This is a genomic window from Parapontixanthobacter aurantiacus (assembly GCF_009827635.1).
GTDB classification, from domain to species: Bacteria; Pseudomonadota; Alphaproteobacteria; order Sphingomonadales; family Sphingomonadaceae; genus Parapontixanthobacter; species Parapontixanthobacter aurantiacus.
Genome location: NZ_WTYW01000006.1, coordinates 1 through 16796, shown reverse-complemented (window position 1 = coordinate 16796; position 16796 = coordinate 1). Strand labels below are relative to the sequence as shown.

The 16796-nt window shown below is 63.8% G+C and carries 14 protein-coding genes; 7 read left to right on the top strand and 7 right to left on the bottom strand.

From position 1 onward, the window contains the following. Nucleotides 1-209: 209 nt before the first annotated feature. A complete protein-coding gene (locus GRI38_RS13395; protein WP_237487561.1) occupies nucleotides 210-2186 on the top strand; it encodes a S9 family peptidase in 1977 nt (658 codons plus the stop codon). Between the two features lie 50 nt (nucleotides 2187-2236). Here the strand turns inward: GRI38_RS13395 and GRI38_RS13390 are convergent, their stop codons facing one another. Next, the gene (locus tag GRI38_RS13390; RefSeq protein WP_237487560.1) at nucleotides 2237-3148 is read right to left on the bottom strand and encodes a MipA/OmpV family protein; all 912 of its coding nucleotides are present in this window, start codon (nucleotides 3146-3148) and stop codon (nucleotides 2237-2239) included. A gap of 146 nt (nucleotides 3149-3294) precedes the next feature. Here GRI38_RS13390 and crtY point away from each other — a divergent pair, with 146 nt between their 5' ends. The 4 genes from crtY to GRI38_RS13370 all read left to right on the top strand — a co-directional run bounded on the left by crtY (nucleotide 3295) and on the right by GRI38_RS13370 (nucleotide 7731). Continuing rightward, a complete protein-coding gene (gene crtY / locus GRI38_RS13385) occupies nucleotides 3295-4467 on the top strand; it encodes a lycopene beta-cyclase CrtY (protein WP_337191298.1) in 1173 nt (390 codons plus the stop codon). Further along, nucleotides 4464-6038: a phytoene desaturase gene (locus GRI38_RS13380; RefSeq protein WP_160685203.1), complete on the top strand. Its 1575-nt coding sequence runs from the start codon at nucleotides 4464-4466 to the stop codon at nucleotides 6036-6038. The genes crtY and GRI38_RS13380 overlap by 4 nt, the downstream gene beginning before the upstream one ends. Then, nucleotides 6035-6625 (top strand): LOG family protein, encoded by a 591-nt coding sequence (locus GRI38_RS13375; RefSeq protein WP_160685200.1) that lies wholly within the window; start codon nucleotides 6035-6037, stop codon nucleotides 6623-6625. The genes GRI38_RS13380 and GRI38_RS13375 overlap by 4 nt, the downstream gene beginning before the upstream one ends. A 92-nt stretch (nucleotides 6626-6717) precedes the next feature. Continuing rightward, complete coding sequence (locus GRI38_RS13370) at nucleotides 6718-7731, top strand: phytoene/squalene synthase family protein (RefSeq protein WP_160685197.1); 1014 nt, start codon at nucleotides 6718-6720, stop codon at nucleotides 7729-7731. 18 nt (nucleotides 7732-7749) lie between these two features. Here GRI38_RS13370 and GRI38_RS13365 read toward each other — a convergent pair whose 3' ends face one another. Next, nucleotides 7750-8991, bottom strand: a complete 1242-nt coding sequence (locus tag GRI38_RS13365) for a multidrug effflux MFS transporter (RefSeq protein WP_160685194.1) — start codon at nucleotides 8989-8991, stop codon at nucleotides 7750-7752. A 228-nt stretch (nucleotides 8992-9219) separates the two neighbouring features. Here GRI38_RS13365 and dinB point away from each other — a divergent pair, with 228 nt between their 5' ends. Continuing rightward, nucleotides 9220-10284, top strand: a complete 1065-nt coding sequence (gene dinB, locus GRI38_RS13360; protein ID WP_337191305.1) for a DNA polymerase IV — start codon at nucleotides 9220-9222, stop codon at nucleotides 10282-10284. An 18-nt stretch (nucleotides 10285-10302) separates the two neighbouring features. Here the strand turns inward: dinB and GRI38_RS13355 are convergent, their stop codons facing one another. The 5 genes from GRI38_RS13355 to GRI38_RS13335 form a co-directional block, all read right to left on the bottom strand. Then, complete coding sequence (locus GRI38_RS13355; protein ID WP_160685191.1) at nucleotides 10303-10743, bottom strand: NUDIX domain-containing protein; 441 nt, start codon at nucleotides 10741-10743, stop codon at nucleotides 10303-10305. 65 nt (nucleotides 10744-10808) lie between these two features. Continuing rightward, nucleotides 10809-11456, bottom strand: coding sequence for a 6-phosphogluconolactonase (locus GRI38_RS13350; RefSeq protein ID WP_202390008.1), 648 nt, complete (start codon nucleotides 11454-11456; stop codon nucleotides 10809-10811). Between the two features lie 39 nt (nucleotides 11457-11495). Continuing rightward, entirely contained in the window at nucleotides 11496-11957 is a 462-nt protein-coding gene (locus GRI38_RS13345; protein WP_160685187.1) for a Dps family protein, read from the bottom strand. Nucleotides 11958-12089: 132 nt separating this feature from the next. Beyond that, entirely contained in the window at nucleotides 12090-12656 is a 567-nt protein-coding gene (locus tag GRI38_RS13340; RefSeq protein ID WP_160685184.1) for a hypothetical protein, read from the bottom strand. Between the two features lie 13 nt (nucleotides 12657-12669). After that, on the bottom strand, nucleotides 12670-14007 hold the full coding sequence (locus tag GRI38_RS13335; RefSeq protein WP_160685181.1) for an alkaline phosphatase PhoX: 1338 nt from the start codon (nucleotides 14005-14007) through the stop codon (nucleotides 12670-12672). A 236-nt stretch (nucleotides 14008-14243) separates the two neighbouring features. On the opposite strand from GRI38_RS13335, the gene GRI38_RS13330 reads away from it, so the two are divergent. Next, nucleotides 14244-16796: YadA family autotransporter adhesin (locus GRI38_RS13330; protein ID WP_237487559.1), on the top strand; the 2553-nt coding region annotated here is incomplete at its 3' end.

The following is a 16796-nucleotide window of genomic DNA, read 5'->3' as shown; positions in this document are numbered from 1 at the left end:
GACGTCATGCCGCCGTGACGGCCGAAGAGCAAGTAGCCAGGAATTTTGCCCGCGTGGCCGATGCCTTGCCCTCGACGTCGTGCTTGCTATGAGAGCCGCACAATTCGCTCCAACAGGATGAATAGATGAAACATTTCCGCCCCGCCCTTCTTGCAACATCCCTTATCACTGCCACAGCGGTGACAGCAGCACCCGCGTGGGCACGTCCCATGACGCCGGAGGACGTGACCAAGCTGGAAAGCGTCGGTGCGATAGCGGTCTCTCCCGATGGACAGCGGATCGCCTACACGACTTCGCGCCTGCCCGACATTACCGGCGGCGAGGAAGACGGCACGTCCACCCAGCAGCTGAAGCTGGTCAATGGCAGCGACCTGCGCGAATTCCTCCCCGAAGACATGAACGTGTCGGGTATCGCCTTCTCGCCGGACGGACGCATGGTTTCCTTCCTCTGGTCGGACGGCGACGAAGAACGCGCGGTCTGGGGCATTCCGGTCGACGGCGGCGCCTATCGCAAGCTCGCCGAAGTCGAGGATGCTGCGGTTCGCTCCTATGTGTGGGCGCCGGACGGTAGTGCGATCTACATGCTCGTCGGGGCGGAGAGCGTCGAACGACGCGAGAGCGAACGGGACGCCGGCTTCAATGCGATCGTCTACGAAGAGGAAGCGCGTCTCAATCGGCTGTTCCGCGCGAATGCAGGCGGCGAAGTCGATGCCGAACCGCTGGAAATCGAGATTCCCGGTTATGTCAGCGCCTTTCAGGTGGCGAGCGACGGACGACGCGCGATCGTCGATAGCGCCCCGACGCCCAGCGTCGATGACAGCTATACGCGCAAGCGTGTCCACATCATCGATCTCGCGAGCGGAAACGTCAGTGCGGTGGTCGAGACCGAAGGAAAGATCGACGACGTCGAGATTTCACCGGACGGACGACGCCTCGCACTCATCGCAGGGGTTGACGTCAACGATCCCGCTCCCACGACGCTTCATTTCGTCGACATGGCGACCGGATCGTTCGAAGCGGTCAATCCCGGGGCAGCGGAAGCCGTCGTCGATACCGAATGGCTTGACGACGGTCGTCTCGCTGCGGCTGTCCATGTGGGCGCGCGAAGCCTTCTGCGGATGTATGATGGCGACGGCAACGTCCTGCAGGAAATCGATCCCGGCAACCTCATCGTGATGGACATCGAAACCGATGGCGGGACGATCGCGGTCGAAGCACATTCGCCGATGCATCCGCCCGAGCTTTTCCGCCTCGACGGCGAGCGCCTGACACGGTTGACCACGCATAATCCGTGGCTCTCGGAGATCGACTTCGGCGAGCAGCGCATCATGACGTACGTCGCGCGCGACGGTCAGCGCATCGAAGGCGTTCTCATCGAGCCGGTAGGTGGCCTGCCCGATGGCGGCGCACCGACGATCCTCAACGTGCATGGCGGACCGGAAGCACATGAATCGAACGGATGGCAGACCGCTTACAGCAAACCCGGGCAAGTTGCCGCAGGTCAGGGTTATGCCGTCTTCCTGCCGAACTATCGCGGTTCGACGGCTTACGGTACGGCGTTCGCGAAGGCCCATCAGAACGATTACGCAGGCAAGGAATTTAACGATCTCGTGGACGGGAAGCGGGCGCTGGTCGAGGCGGGCATTGCCGATCCCGACCGTACCGGCATCACCGGCGGGTCCTATGGCGGATATGCGTCTGCGTGGGGCGCTACCGCACAAAGCGACGAGTTCGCCGCCAGCGTGATGTTCGTCGGCATCTCCAACCAGATCAGCAAGTTCGGCACGACCGACATCCCGCGCGAGATGTACAACGTTCATGCGCGGCAATACCCGTGGGAGGACTGGCAGGGCATGCTGGAAGTCTCGCCGATCTATTACGTCGACCGGGCCGAGACTCCGCTCCTCATCATGCATGGCGCGGAGGATACCCGCGTTGCCCCGAGCCAGTCCTACGAACTCTATCGCAACATCAAGGTTCGCAAGCCCGACACGCCGGTCCGGCTCGTTCTGTTCCCAGGGGAAGGCCACGGCAATGCGCGCGCCTCTTCACGCTACGATTACAATTTGCGGATGATGCGGTGGTTCGACACCTATCTCAAGACCGGCGACCGTGATGCGCCGCTACCCGATGCGCGGCCCACGCTCGCTGCGGGAACGACCGGCACGACTGCCGCGGCGGACTGACGCACGAAGCCCGGTGCCCGTTCGTCGGGCGCCGGGCAACTCGCTCTAGTCTAGAAGGTGTAGCCGATACCCGCGGCGACGAAGAACTGGTCGGCGTCGCCGCGAATGCTGGTCAGCGGCGTATCCTTTGCATCGCCGACAAGGCGCGAATAGCCTGCGATGGTAACGATCGCGAGACCTCCATCGGTCGCATCACCGCTGAGATCGAAGCCCGCAAGCAGGTTCGCGCTTACCGAGTTTATGCCGCCGTCAGCCTCGAACTGCGGCAGGCCACTGACGGCTGAACCGGCTTCGGAAACCGAGAAGTAGTAGTCGTTGAAATCGCTATCGGCATATTCCGCCCCGATCGAGAGAGAGGTTACGATGGCGCGGCTCAGCGGCGTGAAATAGGTGATCGAGGGGTTCGCAGAAAAGCCCTCATGCGCTCCGGCGACGTCCCAGCGCGCATCGACGCTAAAGCTCAGGCTGTCGAAGGGATTGAGGACCCCCGGGAAACTCACGCCCACGGTTGGACCGACTTCGAAGGCCGTATCGAGCTCGCCCAGCATCTCCACTACGGGATCGTCGATATCCTCGATGTCGGTGCGATTGTTCCTCAGTCGTGCGGCGATGCCGAGATCGAGCCCCGGTCCCTCATCCGCATCGGGGAGGAAGTCGAGGGCCAGCCCGCCCGGCCGAGGATTGACGTCGATGCCGCCCAGCGAGCCCTGAACGATCGGCAGAACGGAAAAACGGTAAGCGTCAGACCCGGTATAGCTCGGGCTGTAGGCGCCGCCGATGCCGACACTGACCCAGTCACCGTCGAAGACCGTCGGCCCCATCAGCGCGTCATCTTCCGGCTCCTCGATGTCCGGAACGACCGTCGATGTCTCTACGTCGACCCCGTCCTGCGCATGGGCGGGCATCTGGATAGCAAAGGCGACGGCCAGCAGGCTGCCGGCGATGGACAAACTGTTCTTCATGCAATTCCCTCACGTGTTCGCAGTTTTTAACTGACGACCTGCCGCCCCGTTCCGCCCGCCCCCTTCTCGGTATGCTCGGCGGAGAGATTGCCCTCCTCCGACAGACCCCCTAAAGCTTGCTGGTGACGAGCGTTCTGCGAAGCGATGTGGCAATAGCCGGCGGCGGTCTGTCGGGCGGCCTCATCGCCCTTGCCCTGCAGCGCAGAAATCCAGGCATTTCCGTGACTTTGATCGAAGGCGGAGAGCAGATCGGTGGCAACCACCGCTGGAGCTGGTTCGCCAGCGACATATCACCGCAAGATCATGATTTGATGAAAGAATTTCCGCATAAGAGTTGGCGGGTTCGCTACGAGGTGCGCTTTCCGCAATATCGCCGGCATCTCGCCACCTCATACAACTCCCTCTACTCGACCGAATTCGCGCAAACCCTTGAAAACCGGCTCAATCAACGGAGCATCCTGACAACTCGGCAAGTCGCTAGCCTTGATCGGAACAGCATCAGCCTGGCCGATGGCGACCGGGTCGAGGCAGATGTGGTCATCGACTGCCGCGGTATCACGAACGCCCCGCAACTATCTGGCGGATGGCAGGTTTTCCTCGGCCAGACCTGGAAAACGGACGTGCCGCACAATGTCGTCGAACCGGTCATAATGGATGTCGAGGTCGCCCAGAAGGACGGCTATCGCTTCGTTTACGTCCTGCCGCTCGACGAGCATCGCGTGTTCGTCGAGGACACCTATTACAACGACGCGCCGACGCTCGACATCGAAGCGCTTCGCGGACGCATCGCGCAATATGTCAGCGAGCAGGGATGGTCGGGCGAGGTCGAGGACGAGGAGACCGGCGTCCTGCCCGTCATCACCGGCGGCGACTTCGCAGCCTTTCAAGCAGCGCACCGGATCGAGGGCGTTGCTATGGCCGGGGCGCGCGGTGGCTTCGTCCATCCCCTGACCAGCTATACCCTCCCCAAGGCGGTCGAAATCGCGCACCTCGTTGCGGACGAGATTGCCATCGGACGCGGGCCGGTCCTGGCAGCAACGCTGGAGAAAGCGGCGCAGGATCACTGGCGCGCCACGGGCTTCTACCGGATGCTCGGCAAGATGCTGTTCGGCGCCGCCCGCCCGGAAGAGCGCTACCGGGTATTCGAGCACTTCTATCGCCTGCCAGAAGACCTCGTAGAGCGATTCTACGCCTGCCAATCGACTTATGCCGACAAAGCGCGTATTCTCATCGGCAAACCTCCCGTTCCCGTCGGTCGTGCGATCCGGACCCTGGCGACATCGCGCACCGAACCCCTTTCCAAGGAGACAGCGGCATGAACGCCGAAACCGACCTCAAGTCGCAGCTTCCCGGGCTCGACAATGACGATACCCCCGTCCGCGGCTTCAGCCCTGCCCTGTCAGGCAAGACCGCCTGCGTCGTGGGTTCAGGCTTCGGCGGGCTTGCCCTCGCCATCCGGCTGCAATCGGCGGGGATCGCCACGACGGTGGTGGAGAAGCGCGACAAGCCGGGCGGGCGTGCATATTACTGGGAGAAGGACGGCTTCACCTTCGACGCCGGACCGACGGTCATCACCGACCCGCCCTGCCTCGAGGAATTGTGGGCGCTGACGGGTCACGACATTTCCGACGACATCGAACTCATGCCGGTCTTTCCATTCTATCGGCTGAACTGGCCGGACGGGACGAATTTCGATTATTCGAACGACGAAGAATCCCTGCGGCAGGAGATCGGCAAGCTGGAGCCGGAAGACATTGCCGGTTATCACCGTTTCCTCGACTACGCCGCCGGGGTTTACGAGGAAGGCTACGTCAAGCTGGGGCACGTCCCGTTCCTCGACTTCAAGTCGATGCTGAAGGCGGCCCCGGCCCTCGCCAAGAAGCAGGCCTACCGCTCGGTCTATTCGATCGTGTCGAGCTTCGTGAAGAACGAGAAGCTGCGCGAGGCGCTGTCCTTCCATACGCTGCTCGTCGGCGGCAATCCGATGAAGACGAGCGCCATCTACGCGCTCATTCACAAGCTGGAAAAGGATGGCGGCGTCTGGTGGGCGAAGGGCGGCACGAACCGCCTCGTCGCGGCGATGGTCAAGCATTTCGAGCGGCTCGGCGGCACGATGCGGCTCGGCGACGAGATCGTGCAGCTCCATTCGCTCGGCAACCGCATCACCGGCGTCGAGACGAAGAGCGGCTGGCGGCAGGATTTCGATGCGGTGGCGAGCAATGCCGACATCATGCATTCCTATCGCGATCTGCTGTCCACGTCGAAGAGGGGCGGCGACTACGCAAAGACACTGTCGCGCAAGAAGTTCTCGCCCGGCCTCTTCGTCGTGCATTTCGGACTGGAGGGGACCTGGCCCGGTATTCCGCACCACATGATCCTGTTCGGGCCCCGCTATAAGGGCCTGCTGGAGGACATTTACGACAATGGCGTCCTGTCGCAGGATTTCTCGATCTATTTGCACCATCCGACCGTCACCGACCCGAGCATGGCCCCGCCGGGCAAGAGCACGTTCTACGCGCTCGTTCCCGTGCCGCACATGGGCAAGCTGGCAATGGACTGGAGCGAACTCGGTCCGATCCTCGAAAGGCGCATCCTCGACGAGGTCGGCCGCCGCCTCGTGCCCGACATCCACGACCGGATCGTCACGAAGTTCCATTACGCACCCAAGGATTTCGCCGGCGATCTCAACGCCCATCTGGGCAGCGCCTTCAGCCTCGAGCCGATCCTGACGCAGAGCGCATGGTTCAGGGGCCACAACCGGGACGATGTCGTGAGGAACTTCTATCTCGTCGGTGCCGGCACGCATCCGGGCGCGGGCATTCCGGGCGTCGTCGGCAGCGCCAAGGCCACTGCCGGTCTCATCCTGCAAGACCTGTCGGTTCCTGCATGAGCGCACTTTCGAGCGTCGCGGTCTATTGCGGCTCCGCGACACCTGCCGATCCACGCTATATCGAACTGGCGCGCGACGTCGGGCGCGAACTGGCGGAGCGCGGCATCACCACGGTCTATGGCGGCGGGCGGCTCGGCTTGATGGGAGCGGTCGCATCGGGCGCGCTGGAAGCGGGCGGCGAAGTCATCGGGATCATTCCCGAGGCCCTCGCCAGCAGCGAAGTCGCCAATCACGATTGCACCGAGCTTCATACCGTGTCGGGAATGCACGAGCGCAAGGCCCGGTTTACCGATCTGTCGGACGGGTTCGTCACCCTGCCCGGCGGCGTCGGCACGATGGACGAGTTGTGGGAAGCGGTCAGCTGGGCGCAACTCGGCTATCATCGCAATCCCGTCGGTCTGCTCAATGCCTTCGGCTTCTACGATCAGCTGATTGCCTTCAACGCGCATATGGCTTCGGTCGGTTTCGTGCGTCCTGCGCACCAGTCCATCATCGTTCAGGCGGCTACGTTGACCGCTCTGCTCGAAAAGATGGACCGGTACGAACCGCATCGCCCGATTTTCGAGATGACCGCCGACGATCTGTGACGCCCGCTCCCGTTCCGAATGGTGTGCGATTTGTGAACACTTTCATATTACGATAACGCATCCACAAGAATCTCACCCGGACTGATTATTTCTTGAGCAAGCCCCGCCTTCTTTCCCCCTCGCGCGTCATGCGCGCCACCCCGGGCCAGCCCGGCGGCGGGCGCGACCGCTATGCGCTGGTGGACAAGGCGCATGAGGCGATCCGCGAGGGTTCGCGCAGCTTTGCAATGGCGTCGGCCCTGTTCGACACGAAGACGCGCGAGCGGGTATGGCTGCTTTATGCATGGTGTCGCCGGTGCGACGACATCGCCGACAATCAGGAAATGGGCGGTGAACTCGGTTCGCAGAAGAACAAGCAGGACCGGGTCGAGGCCATCCGCGTCCTCACGCGCCGCGCCTTCGAGGGGCAACCGACCGCCGATCCTGCCTTCGACGGGTTCGGCCAGGTCGCGGCGGAAGCCGGTCTGACGAAGCAGATGGCCGACGACGTCATCTCGGGCTTCGCGCTCGATGCGAGCGACTGGCAGCCGCGCACGGATGGCGACCTGATGCGCTATTGCTATCACGTTGCGGGTGCGGTCGGCGTGATGATGGCGCAGGTCATGGGCGTCCCCGACGGTGACGACGATACGCTCGACCGGGCGTGCGATCTGGGCCTTGCCTTTCAGCTTGCCAATATCAGTCGCGACGTCGTCGAGGATGCTGCGGCGGGGCGCTGCTACATTCCCGCGAACTGGCTGGTGGAGGCCGATCTCGAACCCGGCGAGCACGCGAAGCCCAACAACCGCTTCGCGCTCGCCAGCCTGATGCCGCGCATGATCGAGCGGATGGACCGGCACATCGCCGCGGCGCGACTGGGGGCGGCGCGGCTGTCCTTCCGGCAACGCTGGGCGATCTTGGCCGCAGCGCGCATCTACGGTGCGATCGGCCACAAGGTGCTCGATCGCGGGCAAAACGCCTGGAACCACCGGGTCGTCGTGGGGCGGCTCGAAAAGCTCTGGCATGTCGCCGCGTCTTTCGGGGAAGCGCTGATCAACCGGCCAACCCCGCCCGACCCGATGCCCTACTGGAAGCGCGAGATGCTCCTGCCCGTCAGGGGCTGGTAACGTGCCGCGGCTTTCCGGTCAGGCCTGATCGACCGGCTGGTTAGGGCGCCGAAACAGGCGACCGTTCTCGCTGAACAGGACGAGGAACAGCGACAGGATCGCGCAGATTACCAGCGACATCGCGAAGGGGCGCGCCGTCCCGTCGAAGGACTGACCGATCGCGCCGCCGAGGATGGCTCCGGTCGACATCCTGAGGAACGTCTGCGCCGAGGATGCCGAACCCGCGATATGGAAGAAGGGCTGCATCGCGATCGAACTGAAATTCGCGCCGATGAATCCCAGCAGCCCGAGATTGACCGCCATCAGGGGCGCGAACTGCCATAAGGGCTGGTCCGCCTGGCTTGAGGACAGCAGCTGGAGGCCGCTCACGATGATGAACAGTAGCAAGGCGAGATGGCTGACCCGGCGCGCGCCGAACTTCTCGACGATGCGGCTGTTCACGAAATTGGCGAACACCATGCCGCTCACCATCGCACCGAAGACGAAGGGGAAGATGTCGCCCACGCCGAAGGTCTCGCCGATGAGTTGCTGCGCGCTGTTGATGAAGCCGAACAGCGAGCCGAAGATGAGCGCGCTGCCGAGCGTGTAGCCGATGGCGCTGCGGGTCGTAACGGCAGTCTTCATGTTGCGCAAGATGGAGCGAACATGGATCGCCTGGCGGTTGTCGTGCCCCAGCGTTTCGGGAAGACGCAGATAGATCCAGCAGGCGATCGCTCCTCCCTGAAGCGCCATCGCCCCGAAGATCCAGCGCCATTCGGCCACCAGCAGGATCGCCTGGCCGACGAAGGGAGCGAGCAGCGGCACGGCGAGGAAGGTCATCATGATGAGGCTCATCAGCCGGGCCATGCGGTCCCCGCCCACTTGGTCGCGCACGATGGCAGCAGGCACGACCGTCAGCGCAGCGCAGCCGATCCCCTGCACCGCTCTCAGCCCGACGAGCAGCGGAAAGCTGGTCACGAACGCGCAGGCGAGCGACATCCCGATATAGAAGGTCAGTCCGAAGAACAGGAGCGGGCGGCGTCCGAACCGGTCGGCGAAAGCCCCGGGAAACAGCGCGCCGAGGCCCGAACCCAGCAGATAGGCGGCGACGACGAGCTGGCGCGAATTGCCGTCGATCGCGAAATCCGCCGCCATCGCGCCGAGCGCGGGCAGCATAGCGTCGATCCCGAACGCCTGAAGGCTCATGAGGGCCGCCATCATGACGATCAGTTCGCGTTCGCCCGGCGCTGTGCGTTCGCTGATCGAGGCGGCGGTATCCATCGGTTTTCCTTGAAAGGCGCCGGTAGAAGCCGCTTTCAGGCCACCGGCGCATTCGGTTTACAGGGTTGAGCGTTCCGGCAGAGGAACGGTTCCACCACTGGCAAGACCCGCTATATCGGAACGATCGTGGACGATTTCGACCCCTCAGACGACGATGCGCACAATGGCACCGAAACGTCCTTCAACGATGTCGAGGCGAGCGATACCGAAGCCGGGACGACCCGCAAGATCATCCATATCGACATGGATGCCTTCTTCGCCAGCGTCGAGCAGCGCGACCACCCAGAATTACGTGGCAAGCCCGTCGCAGTCGGCGGGTCGTCGGGGCGCGGCGTGGTCGCGGCAGCAAGTTACGAAGCGCGGCGCTTCGGCGTGCGCTCGGCGATGCCCTCCGTCACTGCAAAGCGGCTGTGTCCCGACCTCGTCTTCTGCAAGTCGCGCTTCGACGTCTATCGCGAGGTGAGCCAGCAGATCCGCGAAATATTTCGCCATCATACCGATCTCGTCGAACCGCTGTCGCTCGACGAGGCGTATCTCGACGTGACCGAGGACCGCCACGGCCTCGGCTCGGCGACCCGCATCGCGCAGGCCATCCGCCGCTCCATCCGCGAGGAAACGCGCCTCACGGCTAGCGCCGGAGTGAGCTACAACAAGTTCCTCGCCAAGCTCGCCAGCGACCAGAACAAGCCGGACGGCATTTGCGTCATCAAACCGGGCGAAGGAGCCGCTTTCGTCCAGTCCCTGCCGATCCGCCGCTTTCACGGCATCGGACCCAAGGGCGAGGAGAAGATGACGCGCCTCGGTATCGAGACCGGCGCCGATCTGGCGGCCCGCGACATGGCGTTTTTAAGGGCCAATTTCGGCAGCTTTGCGGAATACCTCTACCGCGCGGCGCGCGGCATCGACGACCGCCCCGTCCGCTCCAACCGCATCCGCAAGTCGGTGGGCGGGGAGCGCACCTTCAGCGAGGACATTTCCGCCGCGCCCCGCCTGCGCGAGACGCTGGACAACATTGTGGATATCGTGTGGGCAAGGATCGAGCACAACAAGGCGCGCGGCCGCACCGTCACCCTGAAACTGAAATATAACGACTTTCGGATTTCGAGCCATGCGAAGACGCTCAATCGCGCGGTCGCGGGAAAGGAGGAATTCGCGCAGATCGGGCACGAATTGCTGGGCGAGATGCTGCCCCTCCCCCTCCCCATCCGGCTGATGGGTCTTACCCTGTCGAAGCTGGAAGGTGTGCCGAAGAAGAAACCGCGTTCGGAAGCAGCGCAGCTCACATTGTTCTAGATCGAGCCGGACGCTCCCTCAAGATGGCAGCGCACTGCCCTTCATCGCGCCGACCCCCTTTTGCCAGTCGCGCCACAATTCGAGCCGTTTACGCGCCTGTGCGCTGAGCGGTTCGGGCAGCGAATGGGTGGGAAAGAAGCGTGCCTCGATCACCTCGCGACAATCGACACGCGGCATGTCGGACAGGGTGGCGGTATAGAGATGTGCCGTGCTCTCCGTGCCGAGAACCTCTTCCGCGAAGGTTGCGACATGCGCCAGCCGCGCCGGTTCGCAGCCTGTTTCCTCGCGTAGCTCACGCCGCGCCGCGGCTTCGGCTTCCTCGTCCTTGCGCATTCCGCCGCCCGGCAGGGTCCAGTGCCCCGCGCCATAACTCTGGCGGATGAGCAGCAGTTTACCCTCTGGCGTCGTTCCGATCACGTGCACGCTGCGTAGATGCGGCTGCGTGAAACGGAAGAGCATGATGCGGAGCGGATGGGCGAGGCGCAGCGCCAACCGATGAAGAGGTCGCGGAAGAAGGGCGGTCCTCACGCGAAGCAGGTGACGGGCTGCCGTGCCGCCGCCAGCAGCCTGGCGACGGGCAGGTCGTTCGCGCCCCGCGCCGCTTCTTCGAACACGTTTCGTTTGTCCTCGCCGCGGATGACGAAGACGATCTGCTCGCTGTCGAGTAGCGCGGGGATCGTCAGCGTGACGCGGTCGAACGGCGCTTCGCGAGGAAGCGGGTCGGGCGTCAGCTGCCTCACTTTCTGCGGATCGTCGGCCTGCGGGTCGGTATTGGGAAAGAGCGAGGCGATATGGCCGTCCGCGCCCATGCCCAGCCAGACCAGCGCGAAGTGCGGAACCTTTTCCATGATCGACAAGGTCACGACATGCGCTCCGACAGGTTCGAAGAGTTCGCGAAGCTTGCCCGTATTGCTGGCGGGATGGCTTTCCTCGACGATCCGGTCGTCGCCCGGCCAGATATTAAGGCGCGCAAAATCGAGCCGCTCATCGGCGGGCAGATCACGATCGTGCGCGATCAGCTGTTCGAGGACGGGAAACGGCGTCGATCCGCCGGGGAGAGAGATGGCAACAGGCTCTCTCGTCTGCGCCAGCCTGTCGAACAAAAAGGAATGGAGCCACGATGCGATCACCGCATCGTCGGCTCCGTCCATCATCGTCGGTTTCGCCGTCATGTCTTCCTTCATGCGGCGAAGCCTACGCTCAATTCGCTTCTACTTCAAAGTCTGCGACAAGAACCACACGCGTTCTTCGGCCATGTCGGTCCATTCGTCGAGCAATCCGTCAGTCGCATTGTCGCCCGCATTCTCCGCCAAGGGCTTCATCCCCTTCAGCCGCTCGACCATACGAGCATTGTCGTCGCGGAGTTCGGCGACCATCGTATCGGGTTCGAGAGCGGTGTCGTCCTGATCCTTCACCTGCGTATGTTGTGCAACCGCACCGACTGACGTCAACGTATCGTGGCCGATCTTGCGAACCCGCTCGCCGATCGCATCGATCTGGTCGCGAATTTCGATCGCCTGCTCGTCGAACAGCAGATGAAGGTCGCGGAAACGCGGCCCGGCAACGTGCCAGTGAAAGTTCTTGGTCTTGATATACAAGGCGAAGTGGTCGGCCAGCAGGCCGTTCAGTTCCTTCACCAAGGCGGTCTTCGAATTATCCCCGGTCTGGGTCATATTTTCTCCTGATTTCTCACATTTGCGTGTCTGGTAAATCAACGAAGAAACAGGTGCGCGGTTTCCCGCAAGCGCGCGCAATAAGCCGATTACTGTAATTGAAGGTTTCCCCTCGCTTAGGGCGGGTGAAGACTAAGCCGGGAAGGCAGTGATCGCCGCCGCTACGCTCGCGAAGAGCACCGGAGCGAGGGCGAAACGATAGCGAATTCGTACTCGATCCTTTGCCGCTATGGGCCTCGAAAGCGCGATGCCTGCCGCGATTCCGAGCATCCCGCCAATCGCGATCGCGACCGGCTGCCCGGTCATCATCGTGAGAGCGAACAACACGAGCGGAGCGGCATCGAATACGAGGAGTCCGCTCAAAGCAAGTGTCGCCGCGCCGAGCGACCGTGTCGGTTCCGCCGGAAGGCGCTGTTCGCTCCAGATGAGAAGGCGGATACCGGCCAGGAACAGCGCGCCTGCCGTCAGCACGAGCAACAGTTCGCCTGAGAACGCGCGAAGGGCGAGATGACCGAGCGTGGCGCTCGACGCAGAGACGATCGCAGCCGCAAGCAGACTTGCGACAAACGGAAGGGATTTACCGAGGCTCCTTCCCAGACCGCTCGCCAGGCGTTCCGCGCGCGATCCGAAAACAATCAGTCCGCCGACGACGAGCGCCATTGCGAGAGTCGGCGCGAACGTTTGCGGATAAAGGCTCAAGTGGCTGCGTCGGTTACCACGGCCCGGTTATCGCCAGCGTCCGCGCCGGGCTGTAGGCGTTGACGAACAGCGTGCGTCCGTCGGGTGAGAAACACGCACCCGCCGGCTCCGTCTGAAGGCGAAGCAGCGCGAGCGGATAGGCCTGCCCCTGCGGCGTGATGCCCCGCAAATGGTTCGACACCGTTTCGGTATACTGGTCCTCGCACACGATAAGGTCGCCATTGGGGGCCACGGTCAGATTGTCGCCGTAGTTGAACTGCTCGGGATCGGTCGATTCGAAGAACAGTTCGAGCGTGTCCGGCGCACCGTCACGACCGGGAACCAGCCGGAAGATCTGGCCGAGCTTCGCTGCGCCGCCGCTGGTCGCGCAGAAGTAGAAATCGCCGTCTCCCAGATGGATGCCCTCTCCGCGCGCGATCTTCAGGCCGCCCTTCGCGGCCGCACGCTGGCGCAGGTCGTCCTCGGGACTTTCGACATCGTCGAGGTCGATCCAGCGTGCCTCGTATCGCTTGGCGAGGCGCATCGACAGCGCGTCCCAGTTGCGCGAATCCTGAAGGCCGTCGACCAGCGCGAGCGCCTGCAACCGGCCACCGCGCGCCAGTTGCCCCGGGACGTTCGGAATGAAGCGATAGAGCATGGAATCGTCGCGGTCTTCGGTCTCGTAAACGATGCCCGTCGCCGGATCGACGGCAGCCGCCTCGTGGTTGAAGCGGCCCATGGCGCGCAGCGGCTCGGGATTGACGAGCGTATTTGCCGCCGCGGGAACCTCGAATACCCAGCCATGATCCTTGCCGATCCCCTCGCCGTAGCGCTGTCCGGGCCGGACGGGGGCTTCTTCGCAAGTGAGCCAGCTGCCCCACGGCGTCACGCCGCCCGAACAGTTGCGGATGGTCCCGGCGAGCGAGCGATACTGCCGCTCGACCGCCAGGGTATCGGCATCGAGCACCAGCGTCGTCGTGCCGCCGGGCAGGACCTTGCCCTCGCGGCTATCGAAGCCGGCTGGGATTGCGCCCCCGGCCTCGTCGGTCGTGATGAGTTCGTGATTGCGCACCAGTGCGATCTTCCCGCCGCCGATATCAAAACAGCCCATCCCGTCCGCCTTGTTCGGCACGGTGAAGCCGTCATTCATTGCGTCGCCGAGGCTCGAGATGACCCGATAGGAGAAGCCTTCGGGCAGGTCGAGCAGCCCGGCAGGGTCGGGGCGAAGCGGACCGTAGCCGCTGGGCGTGCTCGCATTGGCGATCCGCGGCGAGACGGAGCAGCCGCTCGCGACGAGGGCTGCAAAGGCGCTGCTGGTCGCGCCGAGGAAGCGCCGCCGCGATTGGGGAAGCGATGGCAGGGAACGGGTCATAGTGATCTCTCGAAAGTGGGGCGCACCGAAACATGGGGCGCCGTGCCGTCGTCGGCGGACGATTTCGCAATAGGCTGCGAAGCATGAATTTTCGATGACAATCGAACAGGCGAGGCAATAGGCTACCCTTCCGACCGACCCGTTCGATTACCGCTCCTTAACCACGTGACGGCTATGCCTTTCCCGTTTCGGGACGGCCTTTCCGGCTCTCTCCACTCACAAAGGGTCGCTCCAACATGATGATTTCGAACATTTCCGCGCGCGCAATGGCTATGGCGGGCGCAACGGGTTTCGCCATGGTTGCAATGCTGGCGAGCGCACCGGCGGCGCGCGCCGACGACTGCCTGCTCGATACGAACAATGACGGCGAAGTTACGGCGGGGACCGAGGCCGACACCGATGGCGGCGCGAATTCGGGAAGCGGCAATATCGACCGGCTCGCCTGCGGAACTTACGCCACTGCGTCCGGCGCGAATGCCACGGCTATCGGCATTTCCACAACAGCGATGACGGATGGAACGGCGGTGGGCGCAGGCGCGGTCGCCGGAGCTGATGCGGCGGCTCTCGGTCGATCGGCGCAAGCGTCGGGTTCGGGAAGCATCGCCATCGGTGCGGACTACAACAATGACGGAACGGGGGCCTATGCGAACGCTATTAGTTCCGTCGCGCTCGGTGCCGATGCCCGCGCCACGCATACGAACAGCGTCGCTCTCGGCGCAGGATCGCAGACTTCTGCGAATAACACAGTGTCGGTCGGCTTTTCCGGCGGCGAACGGCGCATCACGAATGTCGCGACCGGGATCGCGGCGAGCGATGCCGCGACAGTCGGACAGCTGACCGCCGCTCTTGCCGATGTCGGGAACGACTATGTCGCGGTGAACGGTTCGGTCGCGGCAGCAAGCGCGATCGGGGAAGCGGCCATCGCAATCGGCGATTCGAGCTCGGCTTCCGGCCAATATGCGACGACCGTCGGCCGCTCCGCAACGACCAGCGGAGCCTTCGGCGCGGCGTTCGGGACGGGCAGCAGCGTGACTGCCGAATACGGTTTGGCTTCCGGCCCCTATGCTTCGGTCGATGCGTCCTTCGGCACGGCATTGGGCGCCCACGCCCGCGTTTATGCCGAAGCCGCCCGCGCGGTCGCCATCGGCTCCAGTTCCGTCGCGAGCGAAGCCGACACCGTCTCCTTCGGCAATGCGACCTCGCAACGCCGCCTCGTCAACGTCGCGCATGGGATCGACGACAACGACGCAGCGACAGTCGGGCAATTAAACGCTGCCCTCGCCGAGGCTGGCAACGACTACGTCTCGATCAATTCGACTGGCGCGGCGGCAAGGGCAACCGGCATCGACGCGCTCGCTTTCGGCAAAGCGGCAGGAGCCTCTGCCGAGCGGGCAGTCGCGATCGGGGCTAGCGCCTTGGCAGGCGACTACAACACGATCGCCATCGGCGGCGACGGATATGACGGTTTCGGCGGCGCCTTCAACGAAGCCAATGCAGCGCAGATCATGGGGACGAGTGTCGACACCATCGGCGCTTCGGCCAGCGGCAGTTACGCCATCGCCATCGGCACCGATGCCACGAGCGTCGGCGGCAATTCCGTTTCCTTCGGCGCGCAGGCGAACGTTTCCGGCCTCAACTCGAACGCGCTGGGAGCGGACAGCCGCGTTGCCGGCGACTTCTCGACCAGCATCGGGGGCGGCGGCATCGAAGGCGGAGAATCGGTCGCACTGGGTTACGACAGTTACGCCGCGGGGGGTCGCGCTACGGCAATCGGTGTCGATGCGACGGCGGAAGGCATGGGAGCCACTGTGCTCGGCGCTTACGCCTATGCCGACAAGGAAGGTGCAATTGCGGTCGGACGCGCCGCACAATCGACCGGCACGCGCGGCATCGTCATCGGGACTGACGGCAACGACCTCGACGCGGAAGGTGCCTTTACCGACGGCCATGACGCCATCGCCATCGGAACCGATGCGCGCAGCACCGGCTATGCAGCACTCGCAATGGGTCGCGAGGCACGCACGAATGGCAGCGAGAATATCGCCATCGGTTCGAGCGCCGTCACGGTGGGCAGTTTTGCGATCGCACACGGGGCGGGCGCTTCGGCCAACGGAACGGGTACGCTCGCGCTCGGTCGCAATACTTCGGCGAGCAACTCTCATGCAGTTGCCATCGGCGAGGGTTCGACCGCCAGCGGGATGCGCTCTGTCGCACTCGGCGGAGGGCCCCAGGGAGGGGCTGCCGCTTCGGGGAACGACGCCCTCGCCTTCGGCACGAACGCGGACGCCTCGGCCATCAATTCCATCGCGGTGGGCGCGGGGGCGGTCGTCTCGGGCAGTTCCTCGCTCGCACTGGGATACAATGCCAGCAGCAGCGCTTCCGGGTCAGTCGCACTCGGCGCGGATTCGGTGGCGAGCGAAGCGCAGACCGTCTCTTTCGGCAACGAAACGTATCGTCGTCGGCTCGTTAATGTCGCCGATGGCGTCGCTGCAAGCGATGCCGCAACGCTCGGGCAGGTAAGCGCGATGATCGCCGGCCTGTCCAGCGGCGGGGCGGGCATCGACCAGACCGCGCGCGATCTCGCCGCTGCTGCTAATACGACGGCGCAGGCGAATGCGAGCGAACTCGCTTATTTTGCCGTCAACGGAAATGGAGCGAGTGCTATATCGCAAGGCGACAACGCTTTGGCGATTGGTTCTGGTGCGCGAGCGCTGACGGCGAACGTTGTGGCGCTTGGAACGAATGCGGTATCGGGGGGCAACCGGACGACGGCGCTTGGAACGAATGCG